The sequence below is a fragment of the Streptomyces cirratus genome (assembly GCF_014650775.1).
In the GTDB taxonomy this organism is placed as follows: Bacteria; Actinomycetota; Actinomycetes; order Streptomycetales; family Streptomycetaceae; genus Streptomyces; species Streptomyces cirratus.
This window is the reverse complement of the sequence record NZ_BMVP01000022.1, coordinates 31,223-48,033: the sequence shown is the minus strand read 5'-3', so window position 1 is coordinate 48,033 and position 16,811 is coordinate 31,223. Positions and strand designations below refer to the sequence as shown.

The window sequence follows — 16,811 nt, the reverse complement described above, 5'->3', positions numbered from 1 at the left end:
CCCGGAGGACGCGCGGCTTGTGTACTGACTCCACACCGCGTTAACAGCACATGAACGACCGGTCGAGGGGCTCCGGGCCGCCTGGCTTGAAGTGAACGTCACGATGAAGAGGAAGAGAGCCGCTCATGGACTTCCTTCGCCCCGCAAGCTGGGAGGAGGCGCTCGCCGCCAAGGCCGAGTTCCCCACGGCCGTGCCGATCGCCGGTGGCACCGACGTGATGGTCGAGATCAACTTCGACCACCGCCGGCCGGAGTACCTCCTCGACCTGAACCGCATCGCCCTGCTGCGTGAGTGGGAGGTCGCCGAGGACGTCGTACGCCTGGGCGCATCGGTCACGTACACGCAGATCATGGAGAACCTCCGTACGGAGCTGCCCGGCCTCGCGCTCGCCTCGCACACGGTCGCGTCCCCGCAGATCCGCAACCGCGGCGGTGTCGGCGGCAACCTGGGCTGCGCCTCGCCCGCCGGTGACTCCCACCCCGCGCTGCTGGCGGCCGGGGCGGAGGTCGAGGTGGAATCCGTACGCGGCTCCCGGCTGATCCCGATCGACGAGTTCTACACGGGCGTCAAGCGCAACGCGCTGGCCGCCGACGAGCTCATCAAGACCGTTCGCATCAAGAAGGCGGACGGCCCCCAGCAGTACTCCAAGGTCGGCTCCCGCAACGCGATGGTCATCGCCGTCTGCGCCTTCGGCCTGGCCCTGCACCCCGAGACCCGCAGCGTCCGTACCGGCATCGGATCGGCCGCGCCGACCCCCATCCGGGCGAAGACCGCCGAGGAATTCCTGAACGCCGCGCTCGACGAGGGCGGCTTCTGGGAGTCGGGCAAGGTCATCACCCCGTCGATCGCCAAGCAGTTCGGCGACCTCGCCTCCGGCGCGGCCAACCCGATCGACGACGTCCGCGGCACGGCGAAGTACCGCCGTCACGCGGTCGGCATCATGGCTCGCCGCCAGCTCGTCTGGACCTGGGAGCAGTACCGCGGATCCGGCAACGGCCGCTCGCTTGAAGGGGCTGCGTGACCATGCGCGTCAATTTCACCGTCAACGGCCGGCAGCAGGAAGCGGACGACGTCTGGGAGGGCGAGTCCCTCCTGTACGTCCTGCGCGAGCGCCTGGGCCTGCCGGGTTCGAAGAACGCCTGTGAGCAGGGCGAATGCGGTTCCTGCACCGTCCGTCTCGACGGCGTGCCGGTCTGTTCCTGTCTGGTGGCCGCCGGCCAGGTCGAGGGCCGCGACGTCGTGACCGTCGAGGGCCTGGCGGAGTTCGCCAAGCAGCGCGAGCAGCACGGCCACGGTGGTGCCTGCGGCACCGGCGGTGCCTGCGGGGGCAAGGGCGGCGTCACCCTGGACGAGGCCAGGCAGTGGTCCGCCAAGGGCGCCGACTCCCGCACCGGCGAGGGCGTGGAGCTTTCCGCCATCCAGCAGGCGTTCATCGACGCGGGCGCCGTGCAGTGCGGTTTCTGCACCCCGGGCCTGCTGGTACAGGCCGATGCGCTGCTGGAGGCGAACGCCTCCCCCTCCGACGAGGACATCCGTGAGGCCCTGTCCGGCAACCTCTGCCGCTGTACGGGCTACGAGAAGATCCTCGACGCGGTCCGCCTGGCGGCCGCCCGTCAGGGAGAGGCGGTCTGACCATGGCGCAGCACACGCGTACGGTCCCGGCGGGCACGCCGACCAACGTCACCCAGAAGCACAACCGGGGCGGCATCGGCGAGTCGACGCTGCGGCCGGACGGCATCCTCAAAGTCACCGGCGAGTTCGCGTACTCCTCGGACATGTGGCACGAGGACATGCTGTGGGGCCAGACCCTGCGCAGCACCGTCGCCCACGCCGAGATCGCCTCGATCGACATCTCCGAGGCGCTCGCGATGCCCGGCGTCTACTCGGTGCTGACCTACGACGACCTGCCGGCCGAGATGAAGAACTACGGCCTGGAGATCCGGGACACCCCGGTCCTCGCCAACGGCCGGGTGCGCCACCACGGCGAGCCGGTCGCCCTCGTCGCGGCCGACCACCCGGAGACCGCCCGCCGCGCGGCCGCCAAGATCAGGATCGACTACCGGGAGCTGCCGGTCGTCACGGACGAGGCCTCGGCCCTCGCCGAGGGCGCGCCCCTGATCCACGAGGGCCGCGACGACCACCACGCCGGTCACGTCCCGCACCCGAACATCGTGCACCGCCAGCCGATCGTCCGCGGCAACGTGGAAGAGGCCCGCACGCGCGCCGACGTCATCGTCGAGGGCGAGTACACCTTCGGCATGCAGGACCAGGCATTCCTCGGCCCCGAGTCCGGCCTCGCCGTTCCCGCCGAGGACGGCGGCGTCGACCTCTACGTCGCCACCCAGTGGCTGCACTCGGACCTCAGGCAGATCGCCCCCGTCCTCGGTCTGCCCGAGGAGAAGGTCCGCATGACGCTCTCCGGCGTCGGCGGAGCCTTCGGCGGCCGCGAGGACATCTCGATGCAGATCCACGCATGCCTGCTGGCCCTCGCCACGAACAAGCCGGTCAAGATCGTCTACAACCGCTTCGAGTCCTTCTTCGGCCACGTGCACCGCCACCCCGCGAAGCTGCACTACGAGCACGGCGCCACCAAGGACGGCAAGCTCACGCACATGAAGTGCAGGATCGTCCTGGACGGCGGCGCCTACGCGTCCGCTTCCCCGGCGGTCGTGGGCAACGCCTCCTCACTGTCGGTCGGACCGTACGTCCTGGACGACGTGGACATCGAGGCGATCGCCCTCTACACGAACAACCCGCCCTGCGGCGCGATGCGCGGCTTCGGCGCCGTCCAGGCCTGCTTCGCGTACGAGGCCCAGATGGACAAGCTCGCCGCGAAGCTGGGCATGGATCCGGTCGAGTTCCGCCGGCTCAACGCCATGGAGATGGGCACGATCATGCCCACGGGCCAGGTCGTGGACTCCCCGGCGCCCGTCGCCGAGCTGCTGCGCCGGGTCAAGGCCCGCCCGCTGCCGCCCGAGCGGCAGTGGGAGACCGCCGGCGAGGGCGCCGACGTCCGCGCGCTGCCCGGCGGCCTGTCGAACACCACCCACGGCGAGGGCGTCGTACGCGGCGTCGGCTACGCCGTCGGGATCAAGAACGTCGGCTTCTCCGAGGGCTTCGACGACTACTCCACCGCCCGCGTGCGGCTGGAGGTCATCAACGGCGAGCCCGTCGCGATGGTCCACACGGCCATGGCGGAGGTCGGCCAGGGCGGTGTCACCGTCCACGCGCAGATCGCCCGCACCGAGCTGGGCGTCACGCAGGTCACCATCCACCCGGCCGACACACGGGTCGGCTCCGCCGGTTCGACGTCCGCCTCACGGCAGACGTACATGACCGGCGGCGCGGTGAAGAACACCTGCGAGGCCGTGCGCGAGGCCGTCCTGGAGATCGGCCGCCGCAAGAACGGGTCCTACCACCCGGCGTGGGCGACCGCCGCACTGCTCCTGGAGGGCGGCAAGGTCGTCACCGACGGCGGCGAGGTCCTCGCGGACATCGCCGAGGTCCTGGAGGGCGAGGACGCCATCGACCTGGAGCTGGAGTTCCGGCACCGGCCGACCGTGCCCTTCGACCTCAAGACCGGTCAGGGCAACGGCCACGTCCAGTACAGCTTCGCCGCGCACCGCGCGGTCGTCGAGGTGGACACCGAACTCGGCCTCGTCAAGGTCGTCGAGCTCGCCACCGCCCAGGACGTCGGCAAGGCGCTGAACATGCTCTCCGTGGTCGGCCAGATCCAGGGTGGCACCATCCAGGGCCTGGGCGTCGCGATCATGGAGGAGATCATCGTCGACCCGAAGACCGCGAAGGTGCGCAACCCCTCCTTCACGGACTACCTGATCCCGACGATCCTCGACACGCCGACCATCCCGGTCGACGTCCTGGAGCTCGCCGACCCGAACGCGCCGTACGGCCTTCGCGGTATGGGCGAGGCCCCCACCCTGTCTTCCACTCCCGCCGTCCTCGCCGCGATCCGGCAGGCGACGGGCCTGGAGCTCAACAAGACGCCGATCCGTCCGGAGGCCCTCACCGGGACCCTCTAGGACGGCGTGGTCCGGGGCCGCGAGGCCCCGGGCCGAACCCCACGGATCCTCCGGGCGGTGTGACACGGGAACGTCACACTTCCAGCCGCACCGCCCGGAGTACCAAGTCCGGAACACGCAGGACCGACCGCACCGCTCGCGGCCCGTCCCACCGGCAGACCCCCCATGCAGTACCGCAGCACCGCATCACCGCAGTAACCATCGCGTCGCCTCGGGCCGTCACCCCGGGTCGTGCAGCCAAACGCACCATCCCAAATCCCGCGTCTCCAATCCCCATGCGGGTGCCCCTATGAACCTTGGGAGTTAGGCACCATGACCCAGTCGTCTGTGGAGCCCAAGACCACCGCGGAAGAGGCCGGCGACGGCTCTCGCACCCCCGCCGGGCGTTCTTGGCTCGACCGGTACTTTCACATAACCCACAGAGGGTCCAACGTCGGAAATGAGATTCGTGGCGGCGTCACGACCTTCATGGCCATGGCGTACATCCTCCTGCTCAACCCGCTGATCCTCTCCGGCAAGGACGCCGCCGGAGACACCATGAGCCAGAAGGCCCTGATCACGGCCACGGCCTTCGCCGCGGCCCTGACCACGCTCCTCATGGGCTTCGTCGGCAAGGTGCCGCTCGCCCTCGCGGCCGGCCTCTCGGTCTCGGGCGTGCTGTCCTCGCAGGTCGCGCCCCAGATGACCTGGCCGCAGGCCATGGGCATGTGCGTGATGTACGGCGTCGTGATCTGTCTCCTGGTCGTCACCGGCCTCCGAGAGATGATCATGAACGCGATCCCGCTCGCGCTCAAGCACGGCATCACGATGGGCATCGGCCTGTTCGTGGCCCTGATCGGCCTCTACAAGGCCGGCTTCGTCGGAAACGGCGCGGAGTTCGCTCCTCCCGTCACCCTGGGCGCCGCCGGTCAGCTCTCCGGCTGGCCCGTCTTCGTCTTCTGCCTGACCCTGCTGGCCATCTTCATGCTCCAGGCCCGCAAGGTCCGCGGCGCGATCCTGATCGGCATCGTCGGCGGAACCGTCGTGGCGGCGATCATCAACGCCGTCGCGAACGTCGACCCGAAGGCCTGGAAGAACGGCGCGCCCGAGCTCTCCGGCTCCGCGGTCTCCATGCCCGACTTCTCGCTCTTCGGCAAGGTCGAGTTCGGCGGCTGGGGCGACGTCGGCGTCATGACGGTCGGCATGATCGTCTTCACCCTCGTCCTCGCCGGCTTCTTCGACGCGATGGCCACCATCATCGGCGTCGGCACCGAGGCCAAGCTCGCCGACGACCAGGGCCGCATGCCGGGCCTGTCCAAGGCGCTGTTCATCGACGGTGCCGGTGGCGCCATCGGCGGCATCGCGGGCGGCTCCGGCCAGACCGTGTTCGTCGAGTCCGCGACCGGCGTCGGTGAAGGGGCCCGTACGGGTCTCGCCTCCGTCGTGACCGGCCTGTTCTTCGCCGCCTGCCTCTTCTTCACCCCGATCACGCAGATCGTCCCGGGTGAGGTCGCCTCCGCGGCCCTGGTCGTCATCGGCGCGATGATGATGCAGAACGCCCGCCACGTGGACTGGGCCGACAGCTCGACCGCCATCCCGGTCTTCCTGACCGTGGTGCTCATGCCGTTCACCTACTCGATCACGGCCGGTGTCGCCGCCGGTGTGATCTCCTACGTGGCGATCAAGGTCGCGCAAGGCAAGGCACGCGAGATCGGTGCGTTCATGTGGGCGCTGACCGTCATCTTCGTCGTCTTCTTCTCGCTCCACCCGATCGAGGGCTGGCTCGGCGTGAAGTAGTCGGGCCCGTGACCGGCACCTGACCTCCACGCATCCGATACTGGAACCGAATACGGGAACCCTCCGAGGAGGCCGAACATGCTGGACATCGCCGAAGAACTCAACCGGTGGGTCGAGCAGGGTCGTGACTTCGCCGTCGCCACGGTCGTGGCGGTCGGTGGCAGCGCGCCCCGGCAGCCCGGGGCGGCCCTCGCCGTCGACGGCGAGGGAACGGTGATCGGTTCGGTGTCCGGTGGATGCGTGGAGGGCGCGGTGTACGAGCTGTGCCGGCAGTCCCTGGAGGACGGCGAGAGCGTCACCGAGCGCTTCGGCTACAGCGACGACGACGCCTTCGCCGTGGGTCTGACCTGCGGCGGAGTCATCGACATCCTCGTCACCCCGGTTCCCGTGGGCTCTCCCGTACGGAAGGTGCTCGCGGCCGTGGTGGCCACCGCCGCCCGTGGGGAGGCGGCGGCGGTCGCCCGTATCGCCGAAGGCCCGGCGGAGCTGATGGGCCGGGCGCTGGCCGTCCTCGGCGACGGCTCGTACGAGGGCGGCTTCGGCGCCCACCCCGAGCTGGACCGCACCGTCGCCGAAGAGACCCGCGCCATGATGGACGCCGGCAGGACCGGCGTGCTGGAGATCGGCGCCGACGGCCGGCTCTGCGGAGAGCCGCTCAAGGTGCTCGTCGAGTCCAGCGTCCCGCCCCCGAGGATGATCGTCTTCGGCGCCATCGACTTCGCGTCCGCCCTGGTACGGATCGGCAAGTTCCTCGGCTACCACGTGACCCTGTGCGACGCCCGTCCGGTGTTCGCCACGAAGAATCGTTTCCCCGACGCGGACGAGGTCGTGGTCGACTGGCCGCACCGCTACCTGGAAGCCCAGGTGGAGACGGGCACCCTCGACACCCGGACCGTCCTGTGCGTGCTCACCCACGACGCCAAGTTCGACGTCCCGCTCCTGGAGACGGCCCTGAGGCTGCCCGTCGCGTACGTCGGGGCCATGGGCTCGCGCCGCACGCACGAGGACCGCAACAAGCGCCTGCGCGAGGCCGGCGTCACCGAACTGGAACTCGCCCGGCTGCGCTCCCCGATCGGCCTGGACCTCGGCGCCCGCTCCCCGGAGGAGACGGCGCTGTCCATTGCCGCCGAGATCGTCGCCAACCGGCGGGGCGGCTCCGGCACGGCCCTCACCGGTGGCTGGATACCGATCCACCGGGACGGTTCGCAGACGGTGGCGGGCCGGATCGGTTCCGTCGCCTGACCTGCGGACGCCGTACGGGCTCGCTCCGGCGTGCCCGGCGTGCCGCAAGAGGCGTGGCGCGAGGACGGACCCCGGCGCTGCGTGGTGGCTGTGTGGGGGTTGCGTGGAAGGTCGCGCGGTGGCTGCGTGGGGGTTGCGCCCTTCCGGGGTTGCACCTATTTTTACCGGCCGGTAACAGCGCCTTCCCGTAACGGAGTTGAGCGAATGCCCCGGTTCCCCGCACGTACCCTGCTCGCCGCCTGCGTACTGGCCGCGGCCACGCTCGGCGCGGCGCCCGCACCGCAGCCCGGCTCCGCGCCACGAGAGGTGCTGTTCGTCGGGAACAACTGGGAGGGCACCGCCGACGTGCTCGCCTCCACCGGCGACCTCGCCAAGGTCGGCCGGATCAACGTGATCCCCGACAAGGACGAGCGGCTGCGGGAGATCTACCTCAACCCGGTGAAGCTCGGCTTCTTCCTCGGGATCCGCGCCACGGCGGGCGAGGGCCACGACCAGTTCGTGGACGACATGTACACCACGCCGGACGGCTCCGCGGTCGTCGCCTCCCGGCCCAGCTTCGCCGACGTGGTCTCCATCGACGTCCGCACCGGACGGATCAACTGGCGCTTCCCCGTGGCCGGGTACCGCGCCGACCACATGGCGCTGTCTCCGGACGGCACCCGCGTCGCCGTCTCCGCCTCGACCGCCAACACCGTGCACGTGCTCGACATCGCCACCGGCCGGCAGGTCGGCTCCTTCACCACCGGGGACAAGCCGCACGAGAACACCTTCACGCAGGGCGGCCGTTACCTGTGGAACAGCTCCATCGGTGACGTGACCTCCGCCCTGGACGCGCCCTGGCTGGACTGGACGAAGGGCGACCGGAAGATCACGGTCGTCGACACCCAGACCTTCCGCACCGTCCGGGTGATCGACATGCGCGAGCGTCTGGACGCCTTCGGCCGCCCGGACCTCTCGGACGCCGTGCGGCCCATGTCGTTCAGCCCGGACGAGTCGAAGCTCTACTTCCAGGTGTCCTTCTTCAACGGGATGGTCGAGTACGACGTGGCCACGGACCGGATCACCCGGATCAAGGAACTGCCGGGCAACCCCGCCACCAGCACCGACCGCACCACCTGGGTCAACGACTCGCGCCACCACGGCCTGTCGATGAGCCCCGACGGCGCGAAGCTCTGCGTCGCCGGCACCATGGACGACTACGCGACGGTCGTGGACCGGGCCACGCTCACCGAAGCCCCGCCCGTGGCCGCCGTGAAGCCGTACTGGGCCACCGTCGACGGTGACGGAAGCGCCTGCGTGATCTCCGAGAGCGGCGCCGACCGGGTCACCGCCATCGACTTCGCCACCGGGACCAAGCGGGTCTCCGTCCCGGTCGGTGACCATCCGCAGCGGGTCAGGCTCGGGCACGTCCCGGCCGGCTGGAGCGGACCGGCGGCGCGCTGACGCGTACGTACCGCCGTACGCCCGTGCGCCCGTACGCGGAGCCGGGGCGGCACCCGGGCGGGTAGCGGTACTTGACCCGGCCTCGCCCGCCGAGCCGGCGTCCGAGTCATGCGCCGCCGACTGCTCGTACGTACGGCCCTGTTGGCGGCCGCGTGCGCCGCGCCGGCCGCCCCCACCGCCGTCATCGGGGCGGCCGCCATCGGGGCCGCCGCCGAGCCCGGCCCGCCCGGCGCCGAGCGGGCGCTGTTCGTACCCGCCGCCAACCCGGCCGCGGCCGTGCAGTGCCGGCGGCCGCCGGCCCGGGCGAGCGCCCGGGTGAGCTCGCCCGGGCGCGTACCGATGCCCGCTTCGCGGAGATCCGGTACGCGGTGGACGCGCCGGAGGCCGGCCCCGGCACCGACGTGTACCTCGACACCGGCCACGCCGGCCGGCGCACCGTCAACAGCATCGTGCCCCGCCTGCGCGACGCGGGGATCGACCGCGCCACCGGCTTCGCCGTCAACGTCTCCAGCCACCACCCCGACGGGGCGAACTCCTGGTTCGCCGTGCTCGTTTCGGCCCGTCTCGCCTCCACCGAGGCGGGTACCGCGAGCCGCAGGACCGGTGCAGCCCGCCCGGCCGGGGCCTCGGAGCCCGCCCCACCACCCCCACCGGTGACCGGCTGCACGACGCCAAGCCGTGGATCGAGACCCCCGGGGGAGTCCGACGGCGCCTGCCTGCGCGGAACGGCCGGTCCCCGGGACCCGGAGCGCGGCACCGTGGCCCCCCGGCCGGTACTGGGTTCCCCGAACAGGCACTGGAACTGGCCAGACCGGCGAATCCGGCCATTATGAGGTGAGCGGTCCCCGATGACCGATTAGTCTGCGGATCATGGTGGACATCCGTGCGGTACCCGAGGCCGACATCGACCGCGCGCTGGAGCTCGCGTACCTCGCCTTCCACGACCGTCCGGGGAAGGAGGCGCGCGAGCGCCACCACACGCTGCTGACCCGGTGCGGGCGGATCGGCGCCTACGACGGCGACGCCCTCGTCGGCTTCATGGCCGCGCACGACTTCCGGCTCTCGGTGCCCGGCGCGGACCTGCCCTGCCCCGGACTCACCTTCGTCGCCGTCGCCCCCACCCACCGCCGCCGCGGCGTGCTCAGCGCGCTCATGCACGAGCAACTGTCCCGTACCGCCGCCGAGGGCGCCCCCATCGCCGCGCTGTGGGCCTCGGAGGCAGCCATCTACGGCAGGTTCGGCTTCGGCAGCGCCACCCACGGCGCGACCGTCGAGATCGACTCGACGAGGCCGCTGGCCCTGCGCGTCGAGCCGGACCGGCGCCCGCTGCGGCTGGTCGACCCGGCCGACGCCCCCGACGTGATCGGCCCGTACCACGAGGCCGCCCGCGGGACCCGGGCCGGCCGCCCCAGCCGCAGCCCCGAGCGCTGGACGGACGGGTGGCTCTGCGAGGAGGACGAGGAGGACGAGGGGTTCAGCCCGCCCAGGATCATCGCCTCGGGCGCCCCCGGCGAACCGATCGCGGGCTACGTGCTCTACCGCACGAAGCCCGTGCAGGACGGCGGCCCGCTGCGCAGCCCGGGCGAGGTCCGCGTGGACGAGCTGGAAGCCGACTCCCCGCAGGTCGCCGCCGCCCTGTGGAGCTGCGTCGCCTCCCTCGACCTGACCGGCACGGTGCGGGCCTGGGGCCGCCCGCCGGACGACCCGCTGCTGCACTTCGCCGCCGACCGGGACCAGGTGCGGGTGACCGGCCTGTTCCCGGCGCTGTGGCTGCGCCTGGTCGACGTACGGGCCGCGCTGACCGCCCGGGCGTGGGCCGCCCCGGTGGAGGTGGTGCTGGAGCTGGCCGACGTACGGCTGCCCGCGAACGCCGGACGGTTCCGGCTCAAGGCGGGGCCGCAGGGGGCCGCCTACGAGCGGTCCGGATCCGGCCCGGACCTGACCCTGGACGTACGGGAGCTGGCCGCGGCCTACCTCGGCGGCACCCGGCTCACCGAACTGGTCGCGGCCGGGCTGGTGGGGGAACACACCCCGGGCGCCGCGGCGGCACTGGACGCGGCGCTGCGGACATCGCTGCTGCCGCACACCGCCGACGAGTTCTGACAGGGCCCGGGAGCGGGGGCGGGCGAGCGGTCCGCCCCCGCTCCGCGGGGGTCAGGCGGGCAGGGAGATCCGGGCCGCCGACATGCCGAACGCGGAGTCCCAGACCCCCGTGGACAGTGCGTCCGGCAGTCGCCGCAGGTCCTGCGGGCGGTAACGGCGGATCTTCCGGTGCCAGTTCAGGATGCCCGCGTGCCAGTCCTGCAGTTCACGTACGTACGCGTCCATGGCGGCCCGGGCCTCCTCGCCCAGCCTCCAGTCCTCGTAGAGCAGCGGCAGTTGGCCGGCGACGATGTGCTCGAACTCCTCCGTACGCCGGGTCATCAGCTGGTGGCAGATGTGCAGTGCCTCCGGATAGCCGATGCCGAAGAAGTTCCTGGTGATCACAATATAGTTGTGGGCCTCCCCCTCGAACTCCACTTCCTTCTGGTACGAGAAAATGTCGTTGATCAGGCACGCCGCGTCCGCGACGGCGTTCTCCAACGACCGGATGGTGCCCGAGGAGTAGATCTCTTCCGGGACGCCCCGCCCCTGGTGGCCGAGGCGGCACAGGTACATCGTGAGGTGCGAGCCGAAGGTGTGGCGGCGCATCTCGGCGTAGTCCACCGGGTCCGGGACGCGGTTCTGGATCTGGTTGTCCAGCTCCCACAGCCAGCCCTCCAGCATGTCCACGAGCGCCGCCCTGAACTCGGTGCGCTGTCCGGCGGACATGCCGGCGGCGGTGCGCACCCACAGGTCGGCGAGGCCGCGCTCGATGGCGGTGACCGGCTCGGGCTGCTCGACGAGGTCGACGGGGACCATGGAGATCAGACGGGCCGTCGTGGCTTTGGCGGCGGCCGGGTTCTTGCCGCGCCCGAACACCACCGGGTAGTAGTCGTCTCCGTACGTGCCCCAGGTCAGCCACGAGGCGTTCAGCGCCAGCGCCTCGGCGGTGGCGTCGGGGTCGATGCCGGCCGAGCACAGGGCGAAGTCGTAGCCGCGCAGCTTCTCCTCGGTCCAGATCGCCGAGCCGGGATCGCCCGGCTGGGGGTCCAGCAGGCCCGTGCGCCGCGCCCACGCCACCGACGCCTCCCGCGCGTGAGCCAGGTGGGGGCTGAGGCTGAGCCGGTGCGGCATGTAGATGTCCGGGATGACGGAAGGGCCCGTCCGCTCGTACGGGACACGGGTGAAGCTGCGCCGGCGCAGCTCCATCGCGCGGGGATCCAGCACCGAGCGGACGTCGAGGGCGGTGGTGCCGAGGCCGCTCGGGAGGAACGGCAGGGAGAGCGGGGCGGTGGCCCGGGCCTCCTTGTTCATGTAGCGGCTGGAGACCATGTGCCACTCGTGGCCGCCGGACTGCCAGTCCTGGAGGCCCTTGGCGTAGGCGAGTACGGCCGCGATCTCGGCGGGGTCCATGGCGTGGTCGGCGAAGAGCTGGGGGAGTTCGGTGAGTGCGGTCTGCTCGAACTGCTGGAGGCGGGAGGTGAGGAGGTCGTTGGCGGATTCGGCGGCCTCTTGGGTGGTGCAGCCGAGGAACGTCTCCAACACCAGGATGGCGTTGGACAGTTCGCCTTCGTCGCCGACCTCGCGCTCGTAGGAGAAGATGTCGTTCCTGATGTGCACGGCGTCGGAGAAGGCGTCCCGCAGCACACCGAGGGCGCGCGAGTGCGCGACCCGCGCCGGGACTTCGGCGGACACGTACTCGATCAGTCCGGCAGACCAGGGGGCGCCGCCGACCTTGCGGCGCATCTCGATGTATTCGAGCGGGTTCGCCACCCTGCCGATGTCGATGTTGGCGAGTTCCCACATCGACTCGTCGAGGAGGTTCTTCGTCGAGCGGGAGAATCGTTCCCGCCAGTCCATCGACATGGCGGGCACGGTCCGCAGCCATAGGTCCCGCAGCCCCGCCTCGACGGGATTGGCCGGCTCGGGGAAGCCGTCGGCCAGGTCCATGGGCATGAAGGCGGCCAGGCCGTCGAGGTACTTCTTGGCGCCCGCACGGTCCTGGGAGCGCTTGTACGTCTCCAGGAAGTGGTCGTCGAAGAAGAACACCCACACGTACCAGTCGGTGATCAGACTCAACGCGTCGCTGTCGCAGTCGGGGTGGGTGTAGGCGCACAGCAGCGCGTAGTCGTGCGAGTCGAGGTCCCTTTCCTCCCAGACGCCGGACCCCTCCAGCATCTCGAAGTCGCGGGCCCACTGCTTGGCGTGGGCTCTGGCGGCCTCCAGGTGCGGGTTCAGTCGCGCCGGATAGGGCACGTAGAAATCCGGCAGTCGAAACGGCTGTGTCACGGCGGGTAGGACCTTTCCGTCCGAGGGCGCGGAGGGCCCTCCCAGACCCGGCCCCCCGCACGAGATCAGCACTGCCCTACCCCGCCCGCCCACCCGCCAAGTCCCGGTTCACCGCATCAGGTGACGAAGTCCCCGTTCACCGAACGCCCAGGCCGTACGGCCGTTATGGAGGCCGTGACACCGCGGATCCATCCGGCGCTGCATCCCTCTCGACGCGGTGGTGCCTTCCCCGAAATGGGGCGGGCCCCGGGCGGTGGGACGTCCGGGGCCCTTGAGGGAGTGCGGGTGGGGGTTATTCGGAGTCGGCTTCGAGGGTGCCCTCTGTGGAGAGGTAGACCTCGCGGAGGGATTCGAGGATCTGGGGGTCCGGCTTTTCCCACATGCCGCGGGATTCGGCTTCGAGGAGGCGTTCCGCGATGCCGTGGAGGGCCCAGGGGTTGGCCTGTTCGAGGAAGGCGCGGTTCTCGGGGTCCAGGACGTAGGTTTCCGTGAGCTTGTCGTACATCCAGTCGGCGATGACGCCGGTGGTGGCGTCGTAGCCGAAGAGGTAGTCCACCGTCGCCGCGAGTTCGAAGGCGCCCTTGTAGCCGTGGCGGCGCATCGCCTCGATCCACTTGGGGTTCACGACGCGGGCGCGGAAGACGCGCGAGGTCTCTTCGACCAGGGTGCGGGTCTTGACGGTCTCGGGGCGGGTGGAGTCGCCGATGTAGGCCTCGGGGGCCGTGCCGCGCAGGGCGCGGACGGTGGCGACCATGCCGCCGTGGTACTGGAAGTAGTCGTCGGAGTCCGCGATGTCGTGCTCGCGCGTGTCCGTGTTCTTCGCGGCTACGGTGATCCGCTTGTAGGCGGTCTCCATCTCGGCGCGGGCCGGGCGGCCCTCCAGGCCGCGGCCGTAGGCGTATCCGCCCCAGACCGTGTAGACCTCCGCGAGGTCGGCGTCCGTGCGCCAGTCGCGGGAGTCGATCAGCTGGAGGATGCCGGCGCCGTACGTGCCCGGGCGCGAGCCGAAGATACGGGTGGTGGCGCGGCGTTCGTCCCCGTGGAGGGACAGGTCCGCTTGGGCGTGGGCGCGGATGTAGTTCTCGGAGGGCGGTTCGTCCAGCGAGGCCGCCAGCCGGACCGCGTCGTCCAGGAGGGCGATGACGTGCGGGAACGCGTCGCGGAAGAAGCCCGAGATGCGCAGGGTGACGTCGATGCGGGGGCGGCCGAGTTCCGCGAGGGGGATGGGCTCGACGCCCGTGACGCGGCGCGAGGCCTCGTCCCAGACCGGGCGGATGCCGAGCAGGGCCAGGGCTTCCGCGACGTCGTCGCCCGCCGTGCGCATCGCGCTCGTGCCCCAGAGGGAGAGGCCTACGGAGGCCGGCCACTCGCCGTTGTCCGTGCGGTAGCGGGTCAGGAGCGAGTCGGCCAGGGCCTGGCCCGTCTCCCACGCGAGGCGGGAGGGGACGGCCTTGGGGTCCACCGAGTAGAAGTTGCGGCCGGTCGGCAGGACATTGACCAGGCCGCGGAGCGGCGAGCCCGAGGGGCCCGCCGGGATGAACCGGCCGTCGAGGGCGGCGACGACGTGGGCGATCTCGTCCGTGGTGCCGGCCAGGCGGGGGACCACCTCCCGGGCGGCGAAGTCCAGCACCGCCGCGACGTCCGCCGAGTACGGTGCGGCGACCGGAGCCACCGCCGACGGGTCCCAGTCCGCGTCCTCCATCGCCTGGACCAGGGCGCGGGCCTGCTCCTCCACCGCGTCCGCCGAGGTGCGGGTCGCCGCGGACTCGTCCAGGCCGAGTGCCTCGCGCAGGCCCGGCAGGGCCGTCGTGCCGCCCCAGATCTGGCGGGCGCGCAGGATCGCCAGAACCAGGTTGACGCGGGCCTCACCGGTCGGGGCGCCGCCCAGGACGTGGAGTCCGTCGCGGATCTGCGCGTCCTTGACCTCGCAGAGCCAGCCGTCGACGTGGAGGAGGAAGTCGTCGAAGCCCTCGTCGTCGGGGCGCTCTTCGAGGCCCAGGTCGTGGTGGAGCTTCGCCGCCTGGATCAGCGTCCAGATCTGCGCGCGGATGGCGGGCAGCTTCGCCGGGTCCATGGCGCTGATCTGCGCGTACTCGTCCAGGTGCTGTTCGAGGCGGGCGATGTCGCCGTACGACTCCGCGCGCGCCATCGGCGGCACCAGGTGGTCGACCAGGGTGGCGTGCACGCGGCGCTTGGCCTGCGTGCCCTCGCCCGGGTCGTTGACGAGGAACGGGTAGACGAGGGGCAGGTCGCCGAGGGCGGCGTCCGGGGCGCAGGAGGCGGAGAGGCCGGCGTTCTTGCCCGGAAGCCATTCGAGGTTCCCGTGCTTGCCGAGGTGGATCATCGCGTCCGCGCCGAAACCGCCGTCTTCCGCGCGGGCCTGGATCCAGCGGTACGCGGCCAGGTAGTGGTGCGACGGCGGCAGGTCCGGGTCGTGGTAGATCGCGATCGGGTTCTCGCCGAAACCGCGCGGCGGCTGGATGAGGATCAGGAGGTTCCCGCGGCGCAGCGCCGCGAGGACGATGTCGCCCTCGGGGTTGGCGGAGCGGTCCACGAACATGTTGCCGGGCGCCTCGCCCCAGTGCTCGTTGACGCTGTCGCGCAGGTCGGCGGGGAGCTGGGCGAACCACCGCTTGTAGTCGGCGGCCGGGATGCGTACGGGGTTGCGGGCCAGCTGCTCTTCGGTGAGCCAGTCCTGGTCGTGGCCGCCGGCCTCGATCAGGGCGCGGATCAGCTCGTCCCCGTCGCCGGAGACCAGGCCCGGGATGTCGGCGGCCGGACCGAAGTCGTAGCCCGCCGCGATGAGGGTGCGCAGGAGCGCGACGGCGCTGGCGGGGGTGTCCAGGCCGACCGCGTTGCCGATGCGGGAGTGCTTGGTCGGGTACGCGGAAAGGACCAGCGCGACCTTCTTGTCGCGACGCTCGATGTGGCGCAGCCGGGCGTGGCGTACGGCGATTCCCGCGACCCGGGCGGCTCGCTCGGGGTCGGCCACGTAGGCGGGCAGGCCGTCGTCGTCGAGCTCCTTGAAGGAGAACGGGACGGTGATCAGACGGCCGTCGAACTCGGGGACGGCGACCTGGGTGGCGGCGTCCAGCGGGGAGAGGCCCTCGTCGTTCTCCTCCCACGTGCTGCGGGAGCCGGTCAGGCACAGGGCCTGGAGGATCGGCACGCCGATCGCGGCCAGGGCGCCGGCGTCCCACGACTCGTCGTCGCCGCCGGCCGAGGCGGTGGCGGGCTTCGTGCCGCCCGCCGCGAGGACGGTGGTGACGATGGCGTCCGCCGACTCCAGGGCGGTGAGCAGTTCCGGCTCCGGGGCGCGCAGGGAGGAGACGTAGAGGGGGAGCGGCTGGGCGCCGTGGGCCTCGATGGCCTCGCACAGGGCGTGCACGAAGGCGGTGTTGCCGCTCATCTGGTGCGCGCGGTAGTACAGCACGGCGATGCGGGGACCGGTGGTACCGGCCGGGGTGCGCTCCAGGGGGCCCCAGGTGGGGGCGGCGGCGGGGGGCTCGAAGCCGTGGCCGGTGAGGAGCACGGTGTCGGAGAGGAAGCGGGCCAGCTGGTCGAGGTTGGCGGGGCCGCCGTGGGCGAGGTAGCCGTGGGCTTCGGCGGCGATGCCGATGGGGACGGTGGAGGCCTCCATCAGCTGGGCGTCCGGGGCCTGTTCGCCGGTCAGGACCACGACCGGGCGGTGCTGGCCGGGGGCCAGGAGCAGGTCCAGGCCGTCCTGCCAGGCGCGCAGGCCGCCGAGGAGGCGTACGACGACCAGGTCGACTCCGTCGAGGAGGGCGGGCAGGTCGTCGAGGGGAAGGCGGGAGGGGTTCGCGAACCGGTACGGGACGGGGCCGTTGGCGGCGGCGCGGGCGCTGAGCAGATCGGTGTCGGACGTCGACAGCAGCAGGATCATGCGGCGGCAGGCCTTCCTCGGGGTTTCCGCGCCC

10 protein-coding genes are annotated in these 16,811 nt (G+C 71.5%); 8 read left to right on the top strand and 2 right to left on the bottom strand.

What is annotated here, in order from left to right; genetic code table 11:
- Positions 1 to 125: 125 nt before the first annotated feature.
- The 8 genes from IE207_RS30585 to IE207_RS30550 all read left to right on the top strand — a co-directional run bounded on the left by IE207_RS30585 (position 126) and on the right by IE207_RS30550 (position 10,605).
- Positions 126 to 1,022 (top strand): FAD binding domain-containing protein, encoded by an 897-nt coding sequence (locus IE207_RS30585; RefSeq protein WP_190187588.1) that lies wholly within the window; start codon positions 126 to 128, stop codon positions 1,020 to 1,022.
- 2 nt (positions 1,023 to 1,024) lie between these two features.
- Positions 1,025 to 1,633 carry a (2Fe-2S)-binding protein gene (locus IE207_RS30580; protein WP_190187587.1) on the top strand — a complete coding sequence of 203 codons (609 nt, stop codon included), beginning with the start codon at positions 1,025 to 1,027 and terminating at the stop codon, positions 1,631 to 1,633.
- 2 nt (positions 1,634 to 1,635) lie between these two features.
- A complete protein-coding gene (locus IE207_RS30575) occupies positions 1,636 to 4,041 on the top strand; it encodes a xanthine dehydrogenase family protein molybdopterin-binding subunit (RefSeq protein ID WP_190187586.1) in 2,406 nt (801 codons plus the stop codon).
- Between the two features lie 312 nt (positions 4,042 to 4,353).
- A complete protein-coding gene (locus IE207_RS30570) occupies positions 4,354 to 5,817 on the top strand; it encodes an NCS2 family permease (RefSeq protein ID WP_190187585.1) in 1,464 nt (487 codons plus the stop codon).
- A 78-nt stretch (positions 5,818 to 5,895) separates the two neighbouring features.
- Positions 5,896 to 7,059: an XdhC family protein gene (locus IE207_RS30565; protein ID WP_190187584.1), complete on the top strand. Its 1,164-nt coding sequence runs from the start codon at positions 5,896 to 5,898 to the stop codon at positions 7,057 to 7,059.
- A 204-nt stretch (positions 7,060 to 7,263) separates the two neighbouring features.
- On the top strand, positions 7,264 to 8,502 hold the full coding sequence (locus IE207_RS30560; protein WP_190187583.1) for a YncE family protein: 1,239 nt from the start codon (positions 7,264 to 7,266) through the stop codon (positions 8,500 to 8,502).
- A gap of 535 nt (positions 8,503 to 9,037) precedes the next feature.
- A complete protein-coding gene (locus IE207_RS34390) occupies positions 9,038 to 9,340 on the top strand; it encodes a glycoside hydrolase family 6 protein (protein ID WP_268250216.1) in 303 nt (100 codons plus the stop codon).
- Positions 9,341 to 9,372: 32 nt separating this feature from the next.
- Positions 9,373 to 10,605 (top strand): GNAT family N-acetyltransferase, encoded by a 1,233-nt coding sequence (locus tag IE207_RS30550; RefSeq protein ID WP_190187582.1) that lies wholly within the window; start codon positions 9,373 to 9,375, stop codon positions 10,603 to 10,605.
- 51 nt (positions 10,606 to 10,656) lie between these two features.
- On the opposite strand, the gene IE207_RS30545 is transcribed toward IE207_RS30550, so the two are convergent.
- Positions 10,657 to 12,873 carry a terpene synthase family protein gene (locus tag IE207_RS30545; RefSeq protein WP_190187581.1) on the bottom strand — a complete coding sequence of 739 codons (2,217 nt, stop codon included), beginning with the start codon at positions 12,871 to 12,873 and terminating at the stop codon, positions 10,657 to 10,659.
- Between the two features lie 292 nt (positions 12,874 to 13,165).
- Positions 13,166 to 16,777, bottom strand: coding sequence for a cobaltochelatase subunit CobN (gene cobN, locus IE207_RS30540; protein WP_190187580.1), 3,612 nt, complete (start codon positions 16,775 to 16,777; stop codon positions 13,166 to 13,168).
- Positions 16,778 to 16,811 lie beyond the last annotated feature (34 nt).

What these genes read in the sequence shown, in the direction of transcription:
- IE207_RS30585 (WP_190187588.1), top strand. Translation starts at nt 126, where the DNA reads ATGGACTTCCTTCGCCCCGCAAGCTGGGAGGAGGCGCTCGCCGCCAAG.
- IE207_RS30580 (WP_190187587.1), top strand. Translation starts at nt 1,025, where the DNA reads ATGCGCGTCAATTTCACCGTCAACGGCCGGCAGCAGGAAGCGGACGAC.
- IE207_RS30575 (WP_190187586.1), top strand. Translation starts at nt 1,636, where the DNA reads ATGGCGCAGCACACGCGTACGGTCCCGGCGGGCACGCCGACCAACGTC.
- IE207_RS30570 (WP_190187585.1), top strand. Translation starts at nt 4,354, where the DNA reads ATGACCCAGTCGTCTGTGGAGCCCAAGACCACCGCGGAAGAGGCCGGC.
- IE207_RS30565 (WP_190187584.1), top strand. Translation starts at nt 5,896, where the DNA reads ATGCTGGACATCGCCGAAGAACTCAACCGGTGGGTCGAGCAGGGTCGT.
- IE207_RS30560 (WP_190187583.1), top strand. Translation starts at nt 7,264, where the DNA reads ATGCCCCGGTTCCCCGCACGTACCCTGCTCGCCGCCTGCGTACTGGCC.
- IE207_RS30550 (WP_190187582.1), top strand. Translation starts at nt 9,373, where the DNA reads ATGGTGGACATCCGTGCGGTACCCGAGGCCGACATCGACCGCGCGCTG.
- cobN (WP_190187580.1), bottom strand. Translation starts at nt 16,777, where the DNA reads ATGATCCTGCTGCTGTCGACGTCCGACACCGATCTGCTCAGCGCCCGC.